This is a genomic window from Pseudomonas sp. Pse79 (assembly GCF_024519615.1).
GTDB lineage: Bacteria > Pseudomonadota > Gammaproteobacteria > Pseudomonadales > Pseudomonadaceae > Aquipseudomonas > Aquipseudomonas veronii.
On sequence record NZ_JALJRR010000016.1, the window covers coordinates 12,120 to 29,184 of the forward strand.

The window sequence follows — 17,065 nt, forward strand, 5'->3', positions numbered from 1 at the left end:
ATGGTTCGCGCTCTCAAGCTAGGGGCGAAAATGAGGGGGGGGAATTTATGTCATTGTTATTAGAGCAATTAAGGGAGGCAGCTTCGCGGGGCCAGTTTATGCACATCTTGAGAGGTAAATTAAAGGAGGATAAGGCTAAAGCTGGGGTGGTTGGAGTATTGGTTGAGCTTCAACGCAGCGGCGATCTTGATGTGTTGTCAGAGTTTAAATCTCTAGAAAAAGTAGATATTGGTTATGAGGCTTTTGCTTTAGTTTCATTATTTAATAAGTTTTTGTTGGCGATTTCAGCTCCTATTGCCGATGTGTTAGATTGCGTGGTACATGTTGAAGGGCTGATGGAGGGGGCAGGAACTATCCAAGCTTTTGAAGATTACTGTAAAAAAGATCGCGCTCGTTCGCGGAGCGCTCTTGAAGTAGCGCAAGAGTCGTCAATTTTACTCCCGCTCATTAGCCCTATTCTGATCGCGGGATCGACTTATGATTTTCCTTTTTTTCACACCAGAGCCTTGTTACTTTTAAAGTCAGAGTGCGCCATAACTCGTATTCAGGCGCTGATGGCCTGTGCTAGGTTTTCGTATGAAGGTGCAGATGGAGCTCTAGAGAAAACTATTATTTCCATTGAGAAGCTTGTCTCGGTCCCGAGTGATGAAGAACAGAGCTCCATAGCCTTAAGAGCATTAATTTCAATAGCGAGTACTCCGGGCAGCAATAATGAGTCATTGAGTCTTGCAGTTATCAAGAAGATTTTACTAGATCATCGCCCTCTCGTTGTTCGAGCCGCAGCGCATGCGTTTGCGATGATAGATATTGTGAGAGCTCCAAAGCTTACCTACATGTTATTGGGCTTTCTTGAAACAATTGAAGTTGTTGATAAAACTATTTTAGACGTTGTGAGTGTTGGTCTGCACAAATATTTTATTGCTGATAGGTTTTTAGAGGCGTTGGAGTTTGTAGAGAAACTTTTAGAAAAGCATGAGGGCTTAACTCTTTCAGGTTTTGGCCATTTTTCATATCTCCTATCGCAGGCAGAAAACAGGTCGTTTCTTGAGATTTTAATTACTAGATGGTTACTATCTAATAATTACAAATTGACCGGATCTATAGCGACTTTAGTAGCAGGTGATGGCCGCTCGGGGATTCCTATTTCTGTTGATGCAAATATTTTAAGAGCCTTGCCTCCTGACTCATACGTATTACTTGCAAAAAAAGCCTGTGCTTATTTTTTTGTATATCCTGTCAGTGCCGCCAGCTATATCATATCTATGATGGCTATATTGCCTGAGAAGGCAGATGCCTTAGTCGGTGTTTTATATTATCCATTAGGTATGAGCTATCCTTCTAGTGTGAAAAAATATATAAATTGCTTGTGGGGGCCGCATCCTAGCTTTTTTCAGAAGGCTCTAAATGCATTCGACGACGCGCTCTCCGAATATCACAATGGATTGAGTGTTGCTGAGGGTGCGGAGGAGTTGCAGCCCTCCGCTGCACAGAGAGAAACATACAATTTGAAATTTCACAGAGAAATGCTGGAATCTTTTAAGGGGGCTAGAAAAGATTCACTCCTTACTCAGTTAATGGGTAAGCCATCGGTGATACTTTACGGCAATAGTTCGATTAACTATATATATCCTGGAAGCGGCAGCGAAAGGCTGAGGCAGGAAACACCAATGCACAGCGTAAGTGCCTCAATGGAATTTCCCTCCTTGGATTACCTAGAACATCACCAGCTCGAGTATTTTCTTCGAGTGTCCAAAGCGACGAGGATTTCTAAGTGAAGCTAATTATTAGAGAGTATTTATCTTCGCTAAAAGAGAGAGGCGAACTGGACGCGCTGCTGCCAGATCTTTTGTCCCAGATGGGACTAGATGTTTTTTCAAAACCAGGTGTAGGTGGTCGTCAATACGGGATTGACGTTGCAGCTGTTGGCAGCATTGATGGCGCACCGGAAACCGTTTACTTATTTTCTGTTAAGTCTGGCAATCTGGGTCGAACAGATTGGAATAACACCGATCAGGCTTTAAGGCCTTCGCTTGATGAAATCCAAGATGTTTATATTCAAACACATCTTCCTCTCGAGCATCGTGACAAACCAATTGAAATATGTTTGTGTTTCGGTGGAAATATAAAAGAGACAGTCCGGTTAGAAGTTAGTTCTTATATCAAACGTCATACCAAAGATAACTTGCGGTTCAGCGAGTGGGATGGTGAAAGGCTCGCGAATTTAATTGAAAAGCATTTTCTTCGAGAGGAATTACTTCCCGAGAACTGCAGGAAATTATTAAGAAAGTCGCTAGCTATTCTTGACGAGCCTGAGGCCTCTCATGGATTCTTTAAAGAGTTGGTTGGTCTGGTTTTAGATGTCGATAGATGCAATCCAGAAAAAGTTTTGATGGCAAGCCGTCAGCTTTATATCTGTCTGTGGATACTATATTCTTGGTGTCGTGAGCAAGGCAATATTGAAAGTGCATATCTAAGTTCGGAATTCGCCGTGCTGCAGGGATGGGATGCCACAAAGGCTCACACACAAGGAACTATTAAAATTTGCCGTGCCGTTACGGCTATTTACGGCGCGATACGCAGCTTGCAGCTTCAGATATCCATTCAATATATTACTTCCGTTATCATGCCGCGCACATCAAATTTGCACGCGTTATCGGCTGCTATACGTGGCTCCGCATCAATTGATGTGAATTTGAAGCTATTTGATATATTGGGGCGGTTGGCAATCGCTGGTTTGCATCTTTGCTGGCTGTTCGAGAGGTACTCTCAAGAGCAGCGAGAAACTGAAATAGGTAAAAGTACAGTTCAACAGATAGTTACGCTTCAGCAAGTCATGGCAAATATGATTGAAAATAACCCAGAGTTAAATTCGCCAGTTAAAGACGATCATGCTATAGATATAGTGCTCGCATTTTGGTTTATGGGGCTGGATTTCGGCGTTGATAATAATTCAGCGGAATGGTTGCAGCAGATCGTTACTGGTTCCATGTTTCGGTTGGCAATCAAAAGTACCTATCCATGTAACTTAAGCGAGTATCATGAGCTTATTCATCATCCACGCGCAGACTCAGGCTATTTTGAAGAGGTTACAGCAGGCTCCATACTTTATCCGAGTTTGGCGATGCTCTGTGCTCTTACAGCTGCCGACGAATCGTACAATAATATTCGCGGTTTGAAATCCGAAGTTTTACAACATTGCAATTTTCAAATCTGGTTTCCCGATGCCGCTTCCGAAGATAATTTCTTATCCGGCAAGGCGGCGCACGGGGCTACGCTCTCGCACGTGAAGATACCAAGTGACAAGTTTGAGTACCTACGGGCGATTTTTGATGAGGCAGATCTCTCGTCTAGCTTCTATAGATTAAGTGCGATTGAGCGATCGCAATTCCCATTATTGCTTATAGCATGTAGATATTATCGATACCCGATCCCAGTCCACTTTTTTAAAGCTAGCTATGAAATGGCTATTTCAACTATAGGCGGAGGCAGTAGCGCTAATTAAGTTACCTCGACTGCGCTGGGCTTCATTTGGCGCAGTGGCATAAACGTTAGATGATAGTCGTTCCGCTTATTCGCCAAGTGATGCGCGATATTGGCAAGAGTAAACAGCCCGCGAGCGCGGGCTGATTCGGGGTTACGCGGCTAGCAGCTCGGCCAATGAGATATTACGAGCGACCGCTGCCAAATCGGAGCGCTCAAGCCTCGAATGGAAGGGGCCGAAGCGAGGCACCTCCAGCCCAGACAGCCCATCTCCCATTCCGCCTTTTTGGTAGCTGACGGCAAGTAACCGTGCGCCTACAGCGAGCAGTTGTTCGGTCACGGCGTTCCACTCCTCATCCAATGCAAATCCAACCGCGCTCAACGCGGCTGTCTTGGACTCATCTCCACGCTGGCGAGCACTCGTGATTTGAGCCTCAAGAGCATCAAGCTCGACTTGCAGAGCACTGAGGATCAGGTCTTGCCTCCTTACCTGCTCGTCCGTTGTTGCCAGTTGCTTAGCGGCCCTTTGCATTTCGCCGCTTGCTGTTTTTTCCCCTTCGGCATCACCGCTTGCGAGGCATTTGGCGTAGGACGTTGCAGCATCGCGCTCGGCTTGTTGCGCCTTTTCCAGGGCTTGATCGGCCTCTGATTGAATTGTCTGAAACCGCTCGTTCAGGTGCGATTTTTTCCGTTCCAGCGTTTCGACTTCAGCGGTTGCATCAGTCATCGCTTGAATAGCGTCAGCTTTGATCTGACCAATTTTTCCCATCTTCTCCAGGTGTTGAAGCTTGCTATCAATTGATGCCAGCTCACGGGGAATCACATCTATGCGGGCTTTGACGCTTGATAATTTTTCCATAGCCTCGCGGCTTTCAGGGCTTCCAATTATGTTGCCATTCGCACTGAATCCGCTGGGTGCGTTGCGCCATTCGGCCTCCAGTTGTGGCAGGCTTTGTTCCAATATTTCCAGTTCTTGAATCAAAGCGACTTGTTGCTGTTTTAGCTGGTTCATGTTGCGTTCCTAAAGGCAAAAGGTTGATTGGTTTTTTTCGTTGGCGGGCCAGGCCAAGGTGAGCCTGCATCCTCATGGAGTGGCCGGTATTACGCCGCCTGGGCGCCGTGATCACCTTGCTCTGGCACTGCGACAACCACATAGCAGCGCTGCAAGCCCAGCCCTGGCAGTCGTACTGCGGTCGAAGCTTTGCCATCCTTTCCAGGCTCTAAAACGCCTCGTCGCAGGAGCTCTTTGTTAACCGCACTCAGGTTCATGCCTCGGAAGATTTCGGAGCGCCATGCTTCCGGCAGCACGTAGTAGGTGTTGGTGGTGTGCAGGGCATCGCCCATGCCGTGTTCCATCGTCTTGCGAAAGCCCAACCGATCAATTGTGCGTGGGCCGTGTTCATCGATCTTGGCGGCGGCGGATTCCCAGCGGGTAAAGCGGCTTTCTCCAAATCGCTCGATGACTTGGCGTAGCCGGGCCAAGATTGCATCGCCCTCGAAATTTCCGGCGCCGCCACGCTCTGACAGCCACGCATGCAGGCATACCCTTGCGGCAGTCGTGGCCGTACCATCAGGCCAACCGGTAACGCCGAAGGCGGTGGCCAACTCTCCGGCCGCTGCTGCGAGGCCAAAGCGAAGGGCGGCACGTTGGGCTTGCCCACTGGCCGATGCGGGGAGGTTTTGGGTGATGAACTGCTCCACAGTGCGGCGAATGATCACCGACCACCTGAGCATTTCTCCTGGCGCGCACAGTGCTTGTAGGAAGGCGGTGAGGGGTGTGCCGTAGTATTTGCCGACACGGGCCTTGAGCGCATCAGAGAGGGCGGCAGCATCCTCAAAACCATTCAGCACATCGAACATGCCGAGGCCCTTGCTAGCATCCGCTGGCACCGCAAGCATGCGAACCTCCATGCCCGCTTTCAGCTCCTTATTGGCGTCTGCCATGTGCTGTGCCAACGTCTTCTCGCCCGTCGAGAGAAACAGCAAGCGCCACTCCTGCACCTGTCGGCCTGCTTGTCCTCGATCATTCGCCCGAGCCTTACCGGTGCCGTTGCCGAGCATGTACACCGTCTCGCCAATAATGCGTGGATCGCACATGCCGATTTCATCCAGGACCAGTAGGCCGTCTGAGTGTGCGGCGGCGATGGACTCCAAAGCGTTGTCTGTCGAGCGCCACGAACGCACCAGACGCGGCCCGCCATAGACCGAGGCAGCAACTTGCAGGTGGGTGGTCTTGCCCCCGGAACTGTCGCCATAAAGGTGGAAGCCGCCCGACTCATGCCCCAGCAGGTTCAGCAGAGGCCCTGCAAACGCCACAGAGACGACAAACGCTAAGCGGTGGTTACCGATGCATAGCGCGCCGATTTGCTGCTGCCACTGCTCCAGAGAACCCGCCTCGTTGATGGGTGGAAGCTGCGCCCCGGCTTCATAAAAATGCAGGTGTTCGGCGTGCGAGCCGATCTGTTGCTCGGGCAATAGAAACGCATTGTCGTGCCAGCCCAAGCGCGTCACCAAGCGTGCGCGCTGGGCGCTGTCGAAGCCGCCAAGGTAACTCTGCAGGTCATTGCGTGCGTTGCGCCCTGATCGGCTTCCGGCAAGGCGCAGGCCCATGTCTACCAGCGGGCCGAGTACGTCTTTGCCGAAGTCGCCGGTCATGGTTCGGGCTGGAATGTTCCAACGTTTTTTAGCGCCGTCCGGGTCGTCGAACTCAACCAACAAGCCCCAGTTGTGGCCCTTGTCGTCGCGAGTGCGAGCGATGATTTCTAGAGGCGAACACACGGGGCGTGCCTCACCATCATCGCCGGAATAAAACACTCCTTCGGGAGTCAGGCGAAAGCCGCCCGGCAACAGGTCATTTTTCGATTTAGCAGGACGTTTGGCGGGCGCCTTGGCCTTCGGTTCTTGGGGCTCAGTGACAGTGCCGAAAAACTCGCCGTTACGCACCAGCTCGGTCAGGTGGTCAGCGGTCCATCCTTTGGCTAACGCATCCGCTGCATCATCGCCATCCGCCCATTTGCCACCCTTGATCAGTGTCGGCTTGCCACCTTTGCTGCTGGGCTTGAGCTTGAACACGTCGAGCGAGATTCGTTGCACCGAAGCGGCGCCCAGCTCAATCACCTTGAGCTCGATGGCGTCCATGCAGGCCTTGCCGCTGGCATCGTTATCCGGCCACAGCACAACGCTTCGCCCCTTGAGTGGCGTCAGATCGGCCTTGTGCCAAGAGTTGGAGCCGTTCGGCCAGCAGGTGGCTACGTGGTCGGGCATGAGTTCAGCAGCGGCGTCAGCGGCCTTTTCGCCTTCACACAACACCACAGGCGCATCGGTGCGCTGTACCAGCTCATTCAGACGCAGCAGGGGCCGGGGCTCAGGCAGGCCTTGCCAGCGCCATTGGGTGGTTTGACCATGGGAACGCTTGCACCAGGTCAACGGCGCGAAGACCTTTCGCGGTTTGCCGTCTTCATCTGGACCTAGGTCGAAACGGTACAACGCCATGATCGGCTGGCCCTGAGCATCCCGATAGATCCACACCTTGGACGGCACACCGTGTTGCCGGTGTTTGGCTGGGCACTTTTTCATGGCCTCGGCCGGGATCGGCTGAATCGCGATCCACTCCGGCGTTGCGCTCTTGGCCGGTGCGCTTTTGGTGGTCGCAGATCCTGCGGAAACGCTGAGCAGATCCGCCAGCTTTTTACAGGCCTCAACGTCGGTGCCGCCGTCGATGTAGCGCACCAGGTCGATCAGGTCACCGCCCTTATCGCCGGTGGCAAAATCCGCCCAGGTGCCTTTGCTCAAATTGACCTTGAGTGAGCCTGCACGTTTGTCCGTGCGCGTGGGGTTCGGTGCGGTGTATTCCTTTCCGCCGTCGACGCGTTTGCCATTCGGCAGCCAGTGAGTAAGGACGCGGTCGATACTCTTCAAAGCGGCGCTTTTTACGTCGGCAAAGCTGGGACGTTTTGAGGTGTTGCCGGTACGCTGGGTCATGGCGTGGTACTCGCTGCACACAGTGCATCGTTCACGTCATCAATCAGCGCTTTAGCCATCTCGCCCAGGTAGAACGCCGGCCAACTGAAACGCTCGCCTTTGTCACTCATGGCGGCGTCGAAGGTTAGTTGATTGGCGTAGTGCTGAAACAGTGAAATTGCTTCAAGCGCATCTTCAAGCGGCACACCTGCGTTGACCCGGAATAGCTTCTGGTGAGTGTCGTTAGCACATGAGAATTCGGCACGCCCGAGAGTAGTGGCAGTGTTCACAGGGCACCGCCTTTCTGGCCCATTGGCACAGAGGAGGCATCACCGTACAAGGCGAGTGTTTTGATCAAGCCCAAGGTGCCGCGCACGTCCCAAATGACGGATGAAAGCACGCGGTTGGAGAGTACGGGTTTATCGCCGTCTAAATGATCTTCCAGCAGCATCAGAACTGAGTCGGCACGGTCGAGGGCGCAGGTGATGGCATCAATGGGAATACCGGCTTCAACGTCCTGGCTGACGCAGAGCAGATCCTCGGGAAGTGAGAAGCCTGGGAGCATGCTCATTGGCTACCCCCAGCGGCTTCCAGAGCGCGAGCCTTGGACATATGGGCGTTGTAACGGGACAGGCGTGTAGCGAGGCTGGAGTTGGCGTGTAAAGCGGCGAGAGCCATTGCTCGATGAGCAGCAGCGCGAATTTTGGACGGATTGAAGGCGTGTTTCATCTGTGTAGCTCCTTGATTTGAGGAGCTGCCACGTTCGTTACCAAGCGAATAGGTGGCAGCTGTGCGCAGGTTGGTAAACCGGGAATCAAGGAACCCGGCAGGCACGAATGCCTCCCACGCACAGCCGCCATAACACGTAACTGCGGGCACAAAAAAAGCGCCTGCAATCGTAATGGGGGCGCTGTTGCGCCTTGATTTCGTCGGGTTACCAAGCCCGGTCGCTGAATTTGCAGCGACAGCCAGAGAGTAACGCCCGTTTTTTGAAAGTGCAACTGTGCAGATCACTTGCGGATTTTTTCGATGCGGCATAAATTGATCAGGCATGTAGATTTACCTCAACGCCTCCGGTTGCCGCCGGGGGCGTTTTCGTTTCAGGCATGGATGTCCCAGCGCAGGGAGACAAAGGGCAACAGGTCGTCTTCGAGGCACGCGCGCGCATCCTCGTAGGCATCGATTTGTTGGCCTTCGTCGACGATGATTGCTTGAGGGGCTTGGCAGGGAACTGACAATGCGCACCAGATGCCATCTCTCCATCGCATCACCATCACGTCCCGGTTCAGGCGTTTTTGCTCTGTGCGGTAACGTTCAAAACGCTGCATACCGCGTGATGAGAATCCGACTGTTCTGAGTACAGAAAAGGGCTGCAAAATGGCGTTGTTAGCGGCTCGATTTTTCATGCCGCCACCCTGTCTCGAGCCGCGATTCGTGCACGCGTCCAATCTAAAACTTCAGCCAGTACCCATGCGACGGGAGCGCTACGTGCGCTACTACCGCTTAGTTTTACTGGAATTGGGAAGCCGCTATCCGCTTGCTGCATAAGTTTGTAAATCGTTGGACGTGCTAACCCGACTATGCCCATTACTTCCGGCATACGGATCAGAATCGCTGAAGGATCTGCAGCAGGGTGACTGGTTCGCTTGGCGCTCAGATCGCTCGTTTCGTAAGAGCGGATTTCGGTGGGATTTGCGTACTTGCGGGTTTGGTCTTTCATGGATAATCCCTGGTTATGGATACAGGGGTATCTATCTATACATTTATCTAGACGAAGAAAACCAATATTCCCCTAGACCGATCAATGTGTAGTCAATATGGGGGCAACGCAGGGTGAACGCGGCGGTTTAGTAATTGCGCAGCTAGCACTGTTCGATCAGGTGGCAGGCGTCAGGGACCTGTCCACGGCAGAGATCATAGAGCGGTTGCGCTGAGAGAGATTTGAGCAGACCGCTGGTTAGCGCCGAATGCAGTACGGTTTGGCGATCAGTCATTGCCAAGTGTCTCCTGCGCTGTGTAACCGAAAGTCCCACGCCCTGCGCTTGAAGGGCGGAGCCAGCGAAGGTAGCTTGGTAGGCTCGGGTGAAAAACGGCTGCCCGCAGCACCCGAGCGCTGACTTTTGCGTTACACGTTGGGACTGCGTTACATCGGATGTACGCTATGTCGCTCAACTGTGTAACGGGTGTGAAAGCCAATGAATTCGGGTACTTGGCGAGTAGCGTTACACGAGTAACACCCGTTACACCGGTTTTGGAGGGGGGCTGGGTATGTGCTCTCATACTGCCTTTCCAAATTGGCCCTGCACCACATTTCCACTCACTAGGGCATCAAGATGATCGGCGTACCACTGCATCATCACTCTACGTTGAGGCAGGTACACCGCTTTGTTATAGACCCCGGCAATACCCTCTTTTGCATGAGAGAGCTGGGCCTCAATGTGATTCTCATCGAAACCCTGCTCATTGAGTATGGTGCTCGCGATGTGACGAAAGCCGTGGCCTGTTTGCCGACCGGCATATCCCAGTCTGCGGAGCGCCATTAGAAAGACGGTGTTACTACGAGGGATTGTCCTGTCTTTCCTGCCTGGAAATAGGAGAGGGTACGCACCTGTAAGTGTTCGTAACTCAGTGAGCGCTTCGATCGCCTGTCGAGAGAGGGGCACCACATGTTCGCGACGACGTTTCATTCGCTCGGCTGGGATCGTCCATAGCTTTTTGGAGAGATCAATTTCTGACCAGCGTGCTTCTCGGATCTCGCTCGGGCGCGATGCTAATAAGGAAAGCAAGCGAAGCCCTATGCGAACGTCCTTTGCGTGAGGGTAGGAGTTGATCGCCCGAAGTAGTGCAGGCAGTTCTTCAATCGAAACGTGTGCATAGTTTTCAGCGCTACGTGATTGCAGGAATTTGCTGAGACCTTCAAGGGGGTTGTGGACGGCTCGTCCTGTTACGCGGGCCAGGTCATAGATCTCTTTGCAAAAGGCGCGAACTCGGCCCATTTGTTCAATGATCCCCTTCTGCTCCATGCCACGTAGAAACTCCATCCATTCCAGGGGCAATATTTCTGTGTACACGCGCTTGCCGAAGACAGGGAACACATGAAGCTCCAGTGCTCCCAGTACTCGTCGGGACGTACCTGCTTCCCAGCTTGTGCGTCTGGCTTCAAACCACTCACGGCCTAACGTCTCAAAAGTGTTGTTGGCAGCAACCTGGTCGGCAACCTTGCGAGCTTGCTTGCTCACTAATGGATTTTTGCCGGTCGATGCATCTTCCCGCAGTTGAGCTGCTTTCTGTCTCGCCAATGAGCCACTGATATCGGGGTAGCCGCCGAGGCCCAGCCACGACCATTTCCCGTCTGGCTTTTTGTAGCGCAGCTCCCATGATTTTTGCCCGTTAGGTTTCACTCGGAAGTACAGGCCATTCCCGTCCTGCTCACGATACGTAGCGTTCTCCGGCTCCAGTCCTGCAAGTGTGGTGTCTGCTAAGGGGCGGCGTTTGATTTCAGTGCGCTTCACTGCATGTATGCCTCCAGTTATAGGAATCTCAAAGCATACACGTGGGCATACACGGCGGGAAGTTATAGGGGTAGACAGGGATGGATAGCCAGAAACAAGAAAGCCCGCACGGGGCGGGCTTCTTGGGGCGTTTCGTAGACTGTCTGAGACAGCCCGAGACTGCTATATGGTGCACCCGGCGGGATTCGAACCCACGACCCCTGCCTTCGGAGGGCAGTACTCTATCCAGCTGAGCTACGGATGCTTGTGCGGGCGACATCATACCCATGTCGACCTTGGGCGTCCATGCTGGTTTTTGGCTGCTGGCGGGTGGGAATTGTCTGTGTTGGGGCCTTGCGTCGGGCGCTGTGGCTCGGTGGTGGGGTGCGGGGCTTGAGGTCGTTGATCTGATAAAACCGGCAAATAAGCGGTTTTCGTTCTTTTTTTCGAACATCCTATTGCCCTGTACCCCCTTTGATCCTAGGATTCGTTTGAGATTTCAAACGCTCTGTCTCCCGTGCGCTCTCCACTTGCTTGCACGCAGGGGCTGATTTCCCTGACGGCAGCCCCCAAAGGCGCCTTTCAACAACTCTAATTCGCTCCGCGCGCGCGCGGTGCTGTTAAGGAAAGCCGACATGCAGCTTAAAGATGCCCAGTTGTTCCGCCAGCAAGCCTTTATCGATGGGGCTTGGGTCGATGCGGACAACGGTCAGACCATCAAGGTCAACAACCCCGCCACGGGCGAGATTCTCGGCACTGTGCCGAAGATGGGCGCCGCTGAAACCCGCCGCGCCATCGAAGCGGCGGACAAAGCGCTGCCGGCCTGGCGCGCGCTGACCGCCAAGGAGCGCGCCAACAAGCTGCGCCGCTGGTTCGAGCTGATCATCGAGAACCAGGAAGACCTGGCGCGCCTGATGACCCTGGAACAGGGCAAGCCGCTGGCCGAAGCCAAGGGCGAAATTGTCTACGCCGCCTCCTTTATCGAGTGGTTCGCCGAAGAAGCCAAGCGCATCTACGGTGATGTGATTCCCGGCCACCAGCCGGACAAGCGTCTGATCGTGATCAAGCAACCGATCGGCGTGACCGCTGCGATCACGCCGTGGAACTTCCCCGCCGCGATGATCACGCGTAAAGCCGGCCCGGCCCTGGCCGCCGGTTGCACCATGGTGCTCAAGCCTGCCTCGCAAACGCCGTTCTCGGCGTTCGCCCTGGCTGAACTGGCGCAGCGTGCCGGCATTCCGAAAGGCGTGTTCAGCGTGGTCTCCGGCAGCGCCGGCGATATCGGCAGCGAGCTGACCAGCAACCCGATCGTGCGTAAATTGTCCTTCACCGGCTCGACCGAAATCGGTCGCCAGTTGATGGCCGAATGCGCCAAGGACATCAAGAAAGTGTCCCTGGAGCTAGGCGGCAACGCGCCGTTCATCGTGTTTGACGACGCTGACCTGGATAAGGCCGTCGAAGGCGCGATCATCTCCAAGTACCGCAACAACGGCCAGACCTGCGTCTGCGCCAACCGTCTGTACGTTCAAGACGCGGTGTACGACGCGTTCGCGGAAAAACTCAAAGTGGCGGTGGCCAAGCTCAAGATCGGTAACGGTCTGGAAGACGGTACCACCACCGGCCCGCTGATCGACGGCAAAGCCGTGGCCAAGGTCCAGGAACACATTGCGGACGCGCTGGCCAAAGGCGCCACGCTGCTGGCGGGCGGCAAGGTCATGGAAGGTAACTTCTTCGAGCCGACCATCCTGACCAACGTGCCGAAAAATGCCGCTGTGGCGAAGGAAGAAACCTTCGGCCCACTGGCGCCGCTGTTCCGTTTCAAGGACGAAGCCGAAGTGATCGCGATGTCCAACGACACCGAGTTCGGTCTGGCGTCCTACTTCTATGCGCGTGACCTGAGCCGTGTGTTCCGTGTGGCCGAAGCCCTGGAATACGGCATGGTCGGCGTCAACACCGGGTTGATCTCCAACGAAGTGGCGCCGTTCGGCGGTATCAAGGCTTCGGGCCTGGGCCGTGAAGGTTCCAAGTACGGGATCGAGGATTACCTGGAAATCAAATACCTCTGCCTGGGCATCTAAGCCCGGCAAGGCATTGCTGCAAACGCAAAGGGCACGAGAGCGCTGACCCTTTGCGTGTTTTACACCGTTATTCGTAGTGGCCGGGAACGCTGTGTCAGTCGATCATCGCATGCTGCCGTAGTTGCCCCCCGCCACGTATTCCTTGAACAACGCCACCCGATGAGTGGCGAATGAGGACTTTATGAGCAAGACCAACGCTTCCCTGATGAAACGCCGTGAAGCCGCTGTACCGCGCGGTGTTGGCCAGATTCACCCGATCTTCGCCGAGTCCGCGAAGAACGCCACCGTGACCGACGTTGAAGGTCGCGAGTTCATCGACTTCGCCGGCGGTATCGCCGTGCTGAACACCGGCCACGTACACCCGAAAATCATCGCGGCCGTGACCGAGCAACTGAACAAGCTGACCCACACCTGCTTCCAGGTACTGGCCTACGAGCCTTACGTGGAACTGTGCGAAAAAATCAACGCCAAGGTCCCAGGTGATTTCGCCAAGAAAACCCTGCTGGTCACCACCGGTTCCGAAGCAGTTGAGAACGCCGTGAAAATCGCCCGCGCTGCCACTGGCCGTGCTGGCATCATCGCGTTCACCGGCGCGTACCACGGTCGCACCATGATGACCCTGGGCCTCACCGGTAAAGTCGTGCCTTACTCGGCCGGCATGGGCCTGATGCCAGGCGGCATCTTCCGCGCGCTGTACCCGAACGAACTGCATGGCGTGAGCGTCGACGACTCCATCGCCAGCATCGAACGCATCTTCAAGAACGATGCCGAGCCGCGTGATATCGCTGCCATCATCATCGAGCCGGTGCAGGGCGAAGGCGGTTTCTACGTCGCGCCTAAACCTTTCATGAAGCGCCTGCGCGAACTGTGCGACAAGCACGGCATCCTGCTGATCGCCGACGAAGTGCAAACCGGTGCCGGCCGTACCGGTACGTTCTTCGCCATGGAACAGATGGGCGTGACTGCCGACCTGACCACCTTCGCCAAATCCATCGCCGGCGGTTTCCCGTTGGCCGGTGTGTGCGGCAAGGCCGAATACATGGACGCCATCGCGCCAGGCGGCCTCGGCGGCACCTACGCCGGTAGCCCGATCGCTTGCGCCGCGGCCCTGGCCGTGCTGGAAGTGTTCGAAGAAGAGCACCTGCTGGATCGCTGCAAAGCCGTCGGCGAGCGTCTGGTTTCCGGCCTCAAGGCCATCCAGGCCAAGTACCCGGTGATCGGCGACGTGCGTGCCCTGGGCGCGATGATCGCGATCGAGCTGTTCGAAGGTGGCGACACCCACAAGCCAAACGCTGCTGCCGTTGCCGCCGTAGTGGCCAAGGCGCGTGAGAAAGGCTTGATCCTGCTGTCCTGCGGCCCTTACGGCAACGTGTTGCGCATCCTGGTGCCGCTGACCGCGCCGGACGAGCAACTGGACAAAGGCTTGGCAATCATCGAAGAGTGCTTCTCCGAGCTGTAAGCCCGGGCTGAACCGATCGATAGAAAAAACCCGCTTCGGCGGGTTTTTTTTTACCTGATGCAGCACATTCAGTGGTTGTTCATTGTACGTAGGCCGCCGCATTGTCTAAGGTGCAGGCATTGCAGATGGAGCGTGCAGGATGAGTGCTGTGGATTTACCCGCTGTACCCCGGGTGTTGATTGCTGAGGCAGACCCTTGGTCGCGGGACCTGCTCAAGCAGGTGTTGTTGAATGTGCGTTGCGACGCACGGCTGGATATGTGTGGCGATGGCCGGCAAGCGGCTACGCTGCTGCGCGACAAAGCCTACGACCTGATCGTGGCGGATTGGGAACTGCCGGGCATCGATGGCCTGAGCCTGTTGCGCAATGTGCGTCAGCAGCGTCGCTCGCCCGCGTTGCCGTTCATCCTCTTGAGCAGTCGCAATGACAGCGCCAGCGTGCGTGAGGCCTTGCCCTTGGCACCCACGGCGTATCTGACCAAACCGCTGAACATGGACGGCCTGACCCAGCGCCTGCAAGACCTGCTGCTCAACGAAGGCGAAAGCGTGTACTGCGAAGTGCCGCGACTGGCGCCGGGCATGACCTTGCCGGTGTTCCTCGAGCGCCGCCGCGACGCCTGCGATGGCGCGCCGCTGTGGGTCGATGTGAAGGCCGCCGTGCAAGACAGCCTCGGGCCGGAGGGCCTGGACCTCAAGTGCCTGGAAGACCGCGTGTGTATGGACCCGCAGATCACCGCCGTGCTGATCGCCGCCGCCAACAGCGCCGGCCATCACGGCACGCCGGTGCAGACCCTGTCGGCGGCGTTGCACAAGCTGCAGGCCGGGCAAAGCATGAACCTGATACTCGGCCTGGCGCTCAAGCACAACGTGGTATTGGGTGATCCGGGCCTGGTGGCGTATGCCGAGCGTCACTGGCAGTTGTCCCAGGACACCGCCGACTACGCCCGCCGTCTGGCGCGCATGCTGGAGCTGGACCACGAGCGCTGCTACAGCGCGGGCATCCTGCATCGGCTCGGCGACCTGGCGTTGTTGCGCTGCCTGGAAGACTGGCGCCAGGGTGGCGGGGCGCTGGATGACGAAGCGATTGGCGAGTCGCTGCACGCCTTGGGTGCCGCTTACGGTTCGGCGTTGCGCACGCGTTGGCGCTTGCCGCTGGAACTGCGCCAGTTGATCGCGGCGATCTACTCCCTGGAAGGCGGGGTGTATTCGCGGGAGGCGCTGGTGATGAACCTGGCGGCGCAGATGGCGCGGTTGACCGAGCATGAAGGGCTGGAAGCGCTGGCCAGGAGCAAGACCGCGCGCTTGCTGAAAATGGGGCTGTCGGAGCTGATGAGGTTGCGCAAGGCCTAAAGGGCTATGAAATTCAGATGTGGGAGGGGGCAGGTTCCCTCCCACATTTGCTCTGTGTTGATTCTCTAGCCAGCAACCACGCGGTTTTTGCCCAGGCGCTTGGCTTCGTACATGGCGCCATCCGCGCGGGCGAACAGGTTGTTCAGGGTCGAGTCTTGCTCGTTGAGGTTGGCCAGGCCCTGGCTGACCGTCACGGTGAATGCGTGGCCTTCATAGCTGAAGCTCAACGCCTGGATTTCCTTGCCAAGCCGCTCAGCGACTTGCAGCGCCATCTCCGGCGCGCAACCGGGCAGCACGGCGGCGAACTCTTCGCCGCCAATGCGCCCGAACAGGTCGCCACGGCGCAGTACGCCACGACCGCTCTCGGCAATGCGCCGCAACACCTGATCGCCCTCCAAGTGGCCGTAGGTGTCGTTGACGTCCTTGAAGTCATCGATGTCCAGCAGCAGGAATGCCAGCGGCGCAGCCTGGGCGCGGGCGCTGTCGAAGGCCTGGTTGGCGCATTCGAAAAAGTGTCGGCGGTTGCTGCTCTGGGTCAGCACGTCGGTGGTGGCCAGGCGGTGCAGCTCCAGCTCCAACTGTTTCTTGTCGGTGATGTCCTCGGCCATGCCGACCACGATCAACGGTTCGCCCGGTTCGGCCTGCTGGTTGATGTAGCACTTGTCGCTGAGCCAGCGAATCTGCCCGCCGGCCGTGATGATGCGGTACTCGCGGTCTTCCACGGCGCCTTGTTCGAGTACGCGGGCCAGGCTGTGTTCGGCGTAGTCGAGGTCTTCGGGGTGAATGCTGTTGCGCCATTCCCGGTGGTCGGCCAGCAGCATGCCGGCGGAACGGCCAAACACCCGCTCATACGCCGGGCTCACATACAGCACGCGTCGCGACGCCCAGTCGATGGCCCATAGCACCGCATTCACGCTGACCAGCAGGGAACTGAGTAATTGCTCACGCTCACTCAGCCGCTCGACCTCGCCCTGGGCGTGCATCAACGCCAGCAAGGTTGCTGCGGCTGCGGGGCGTGGGGGTTCAGCGGTGGGGGGAGCGGGCAGGTGCGTTTTTTCTTGGACCATCGGCACAACTCTCTCTGGGCGCGCCGCAGGGTTCAGCAGCGGTCACAACAAGGGGCCACCATGATGGCGAAGTGTTGTTTGAGAGGGACGAATTGCGTCTAAGTTCCGTCATTGGGGGCGATTGTGACGGATTTATGGGTGTCTGGAGAATGGCGTCAAAAAAGCGATCAGAGGGGAAGGCA

14 protein-coding genes and 1 tRNA gene are annotated in these 17,065 nt (G+C 55.9%); 5 read left to right on the top strand and 10 right to left on the bottom strand.

Going from position 1 to position 17,065, the window contains the following annotated elements; genetic code table 11:
* Positions 1 to 47: 47 nt before the first annotated feature.
* The gene (locus NR164_RS19930) at positions 48 to 1,775 is read left to right on the top strand and encodes a hypothetical protein (protein WP_256823157.1); all 1,728 of its coding nucleotides are present in this window, start codon (positions 48 to 50) and stop codon (positions 1,773 to 1,775) included.
* Complete coding sequence (locus NR164_RS19935; RefSeq protein WP_256823158.1) at positions 1,772 to 3,502, top strand: hypothetical protein; 1,731 nt, start codon at positions 1,772 to 1,774, stop codon at positions 3,500 to 3,502. Before NR164_RS19930 ends, NR164_RS19935 begins: the two co-directional genes overlap by 4 nt.
* Positions 3,503 to 3,634: 132 nt before the next feature.
* Here the strand turns inward: NR164_RS19935 and NR164_RS19940 are convergent, their stop codons facing one another.
* From NR164_RS19940 to NR164_RS19980, 9 genes are all read right to left on the bottom strand, one after another.
* Entirely contained in the window at positions 3,635 to 4,492 is an 858-nt protein-coding gene (locus NR164_RS19940; RefSeq protein ID WP_256823159.1) for a hypothetical protein, read from the bottom strand.
* Between the two features lie 89 nt (positions 4,493 to 4,581).
* On the bottom strand, positions 4,582 to 7,461 hold the full coding sequence (locus NR164_RS19945) for a DUF927 domain-containing protein (RefSeq protein ID WP_256823160.1): 2,880 nt from the start codon (positions 7,459 to 7,461) through the stop codon (positions 4,582 to 4,584).
* On the bottom strand, positions 7,458 to 7,730 hold the full coding sequence (locus tag NR164_RS19950; RefSeq protein WP_256823161.1) for a DUF3077 domain-containing protein: 273 nt from the start codon (positions 7,728 to 7,730) through the stop codon (positions 7,458 to 7,460). Before NR164_RS19950 ends, NR164_RS19945 begins: the two co-directional genes overlap by 4 nt.
* Positions 7,727 to 8,011 (bottom strand): hypothetical protein, encoded by a 285-nt coding sequence (locus NR164_RS19955; RefSeq protein WP_122554707.1) that lies wholly within the window; start codon positions 8,009 to 8,011, stop codon positions 7,727 to 7,729. Before NR164_RS19955 ends, NR164_RS19950 begins: the two co-directional genes overlap by 4 nt.
* The gene (locus NR164_RS19960) at positions 8,008 to 8,493 is read right to left on the bottom strand and encodes a hypothetical protein (protein WP_256823201.1); all 486 of its coding nucleotides are present in this window, start codon (positions 8,491 to 8,493) and stop codon (positions 8,008 to 8,010) included. The genes NR164_RS19955 and NR164_RS19960 overlap by 4 nt, the downstream gene beginning before the upstream one ends.
* A gap of 47 nt (positions 8,494 to 8,540) precedes the next feature.
* Positions 8,541 to 8,846 (bottom strand): hypothetical protein, encoded by a 306-nt coding sequence (locus tag NR164_RS19965; protein ID WP_256823162.1) that lies wholly within the window; start codon positions 8,844 to 8,846, stop codon positions 8,541 to 8,543.
* A complete protein-coding gene (locus tag NR164_RS19970; RefSeq protein ID WP_256823163.1) occupies positions 8,843 to 9,160 on the bottom strand; it encodes an AlpA family transcriptional regulator in 318 nt (105 codons plus the stop codon). The genes NR164_RS19965 and NR164_RS19970 overlap by 4 nt, the downstream gene beginning before the upstream one ends.
* A 556-nt stretch (positions 9,161 to 9,716) precedes the next feature.
* Complete coding sequence (locus NR164_RS19975; RefSeq protein WP_256823164.1) at positions 9,717 to 10,952, bottom strand: tyrosine-type recombinase/integrase; 1,236 nt, start codon at positions 10,950 to 10,952, stop codon at positions 9,717 to 9,719.
* A gap of 167 nt (positions 10,953 to 11,119) precedes the next feature.
* Positions 11,120 to 11,196: transfer RNA gene (locus tag NR164_RS19980), tRNA-Arg, on the bottom strand.
* A gap of 370 nt (positions 11,197 to 11,566) precedes the next feature.
* Between NR164_RS19980 and gabD the strand changes: the two genes are divergently transcribed.
* The 3 genes from gabD (at position 11,567) to NR164_RS19995 (ending at position 15,816) form a co-directional block, all read left to right on the top strand.
* Positions 11,567 to 13,009, top strand: a complete 1,443-nt coding sequence (gene gabD, locus NR164_RS19985) for an NADP-dependent succinate-semialdehyde dehydrogenase (protein WP_046385078.1) — start codon at positions 11,567 to 11,569, stop codon at positions 13,007 to 13,009.
* A 181-nt stretch (positions 13,010 to 13,190) separates the two neighbouring features.
* Positions 13,191 to 14,468 carry a 4-aminobutyrate--2-oxoglutarate transaminase gene (gene gabT / locus NR164_RS19990; RefSeq protein ID WP_017848615.1) on the top strand — a complete coding sequence of 426 codons (1,278 nt, stop codon included), beginning with the start codon at positions 13,191 to 13,193 and terminating at the stop codon, positions 14,466 to 14,468.
* A 139-nt stretch (positions 14,469 to 14,607) separates the two neighbouring features.
* Positions 14,608 to 15,816: an HDOD domain-containing protein gene (locus NR164_RS19995; protein ID WP_046385077.1), complete on the top strand. Its 1,209-nt coding sequence runs from the start codon at positions 14,608 to 14,610 to the stop codon at positions 15,814 to 15,816.
* 65 nt (positions 15,817 to 15,881) lie between these two features.
* Here the strand turns inward: NR164_RS19995 and NR164_RS20000 are convergent, their stop codons facing one another.
* A complete protein-coding gene (locus NR164_RS20000; RefSeq protein ID WP_256823165.1) occupies positions 15,882 to 16,883 on the bottom strand; it encodes a sensor domain-containing diguanylate cyclase in 1,002 nt (333 codons plus the stop codon).
* Positions 16,884 to 17,065 lie beyond the last annotated feature (182 nt).

Excerpts from the sequence above, each read along its gene's own strand:
- gabD (WP_046385078.1), top strand. The coding sequence starts at position 11,567 with ATGCAGCTTAAAGATGCCCAGTTGTTCCGCCAGCAAGCCTTTATCGAT.
- NR164_RS20000 (WP_256823165.1), bottom strand. The coding sequence starts at position 16,883 with ATGGTCCAAGAAAAAACGCACCTGCCCGCTCCCCCCACCGCTGAACCC.
- NR164_RS19945 (WP_256823160.1), bottom strand. The coding sequence starts at position 7,461 with ATGACCCAGCGTACCGGCAACACCTCAAAACGTCCCAGCTTTGCCGAC.
- NR164_RS19965 (WP_256823162.1), bottom strand. The coding sequence starts at position 8,846 with ATGAAAAATCGAGCCGCTAACAACGCCATTTTGCAGCCCTTTTCTGTA.
- NR164_RS19970 (WP_256823163.1), bottom strand. The coding sequence starts at position 9,160 with ATGAAAGACCAAACCCGCAAGTACGCAAATCCCACCGAAATCCGCTCT.
- NR164_RS19940 (WP_256823159.1), bottom strand. The coding sequence starts at position 4,492 with ATGAACCAGCTAAAACAGCAACAAGTCGCTTTGATTCAAGAACTGGAA.
- gabT (WP_017848615.1), top strand. The coding sequence starts at position 13,191 with ATGAGCAAGACCAACGCTTCCCTGATGAAACGCCGTGAAGCCGCTGTA.
- NR164_RS19995 (WP_046385077.1), top strand. The coding sequence starts at position 14,608 with ATGAGTGCTGTGGATTTACCCGCTGTACCCCGGGTGTTGATTGCTGAG.
- NR164_RS19955 (WP_122554707.1), bottom strand. The coding sequence starts at position 8,011 with ATGAGCATGCTCCCAGGCTTCTCACTTCCCGAGGATCTGCTCTGCGTC.
- NR164_RS19960 (WP_256823201.1), bottom strand. The coding sequence starts at position 8,493 with ATGCCTGATCAATTTATGCCGCATCGAAAAAATCCGCAAGTGATCTGC.
- NR164_RS19930 (WP_256823157.1), top strand. The coding sequence starts at position 48 with ATGTCATTGTTATTAGAGCAATTAAGGGAGGCAGCTTCGCGGGGCCAG.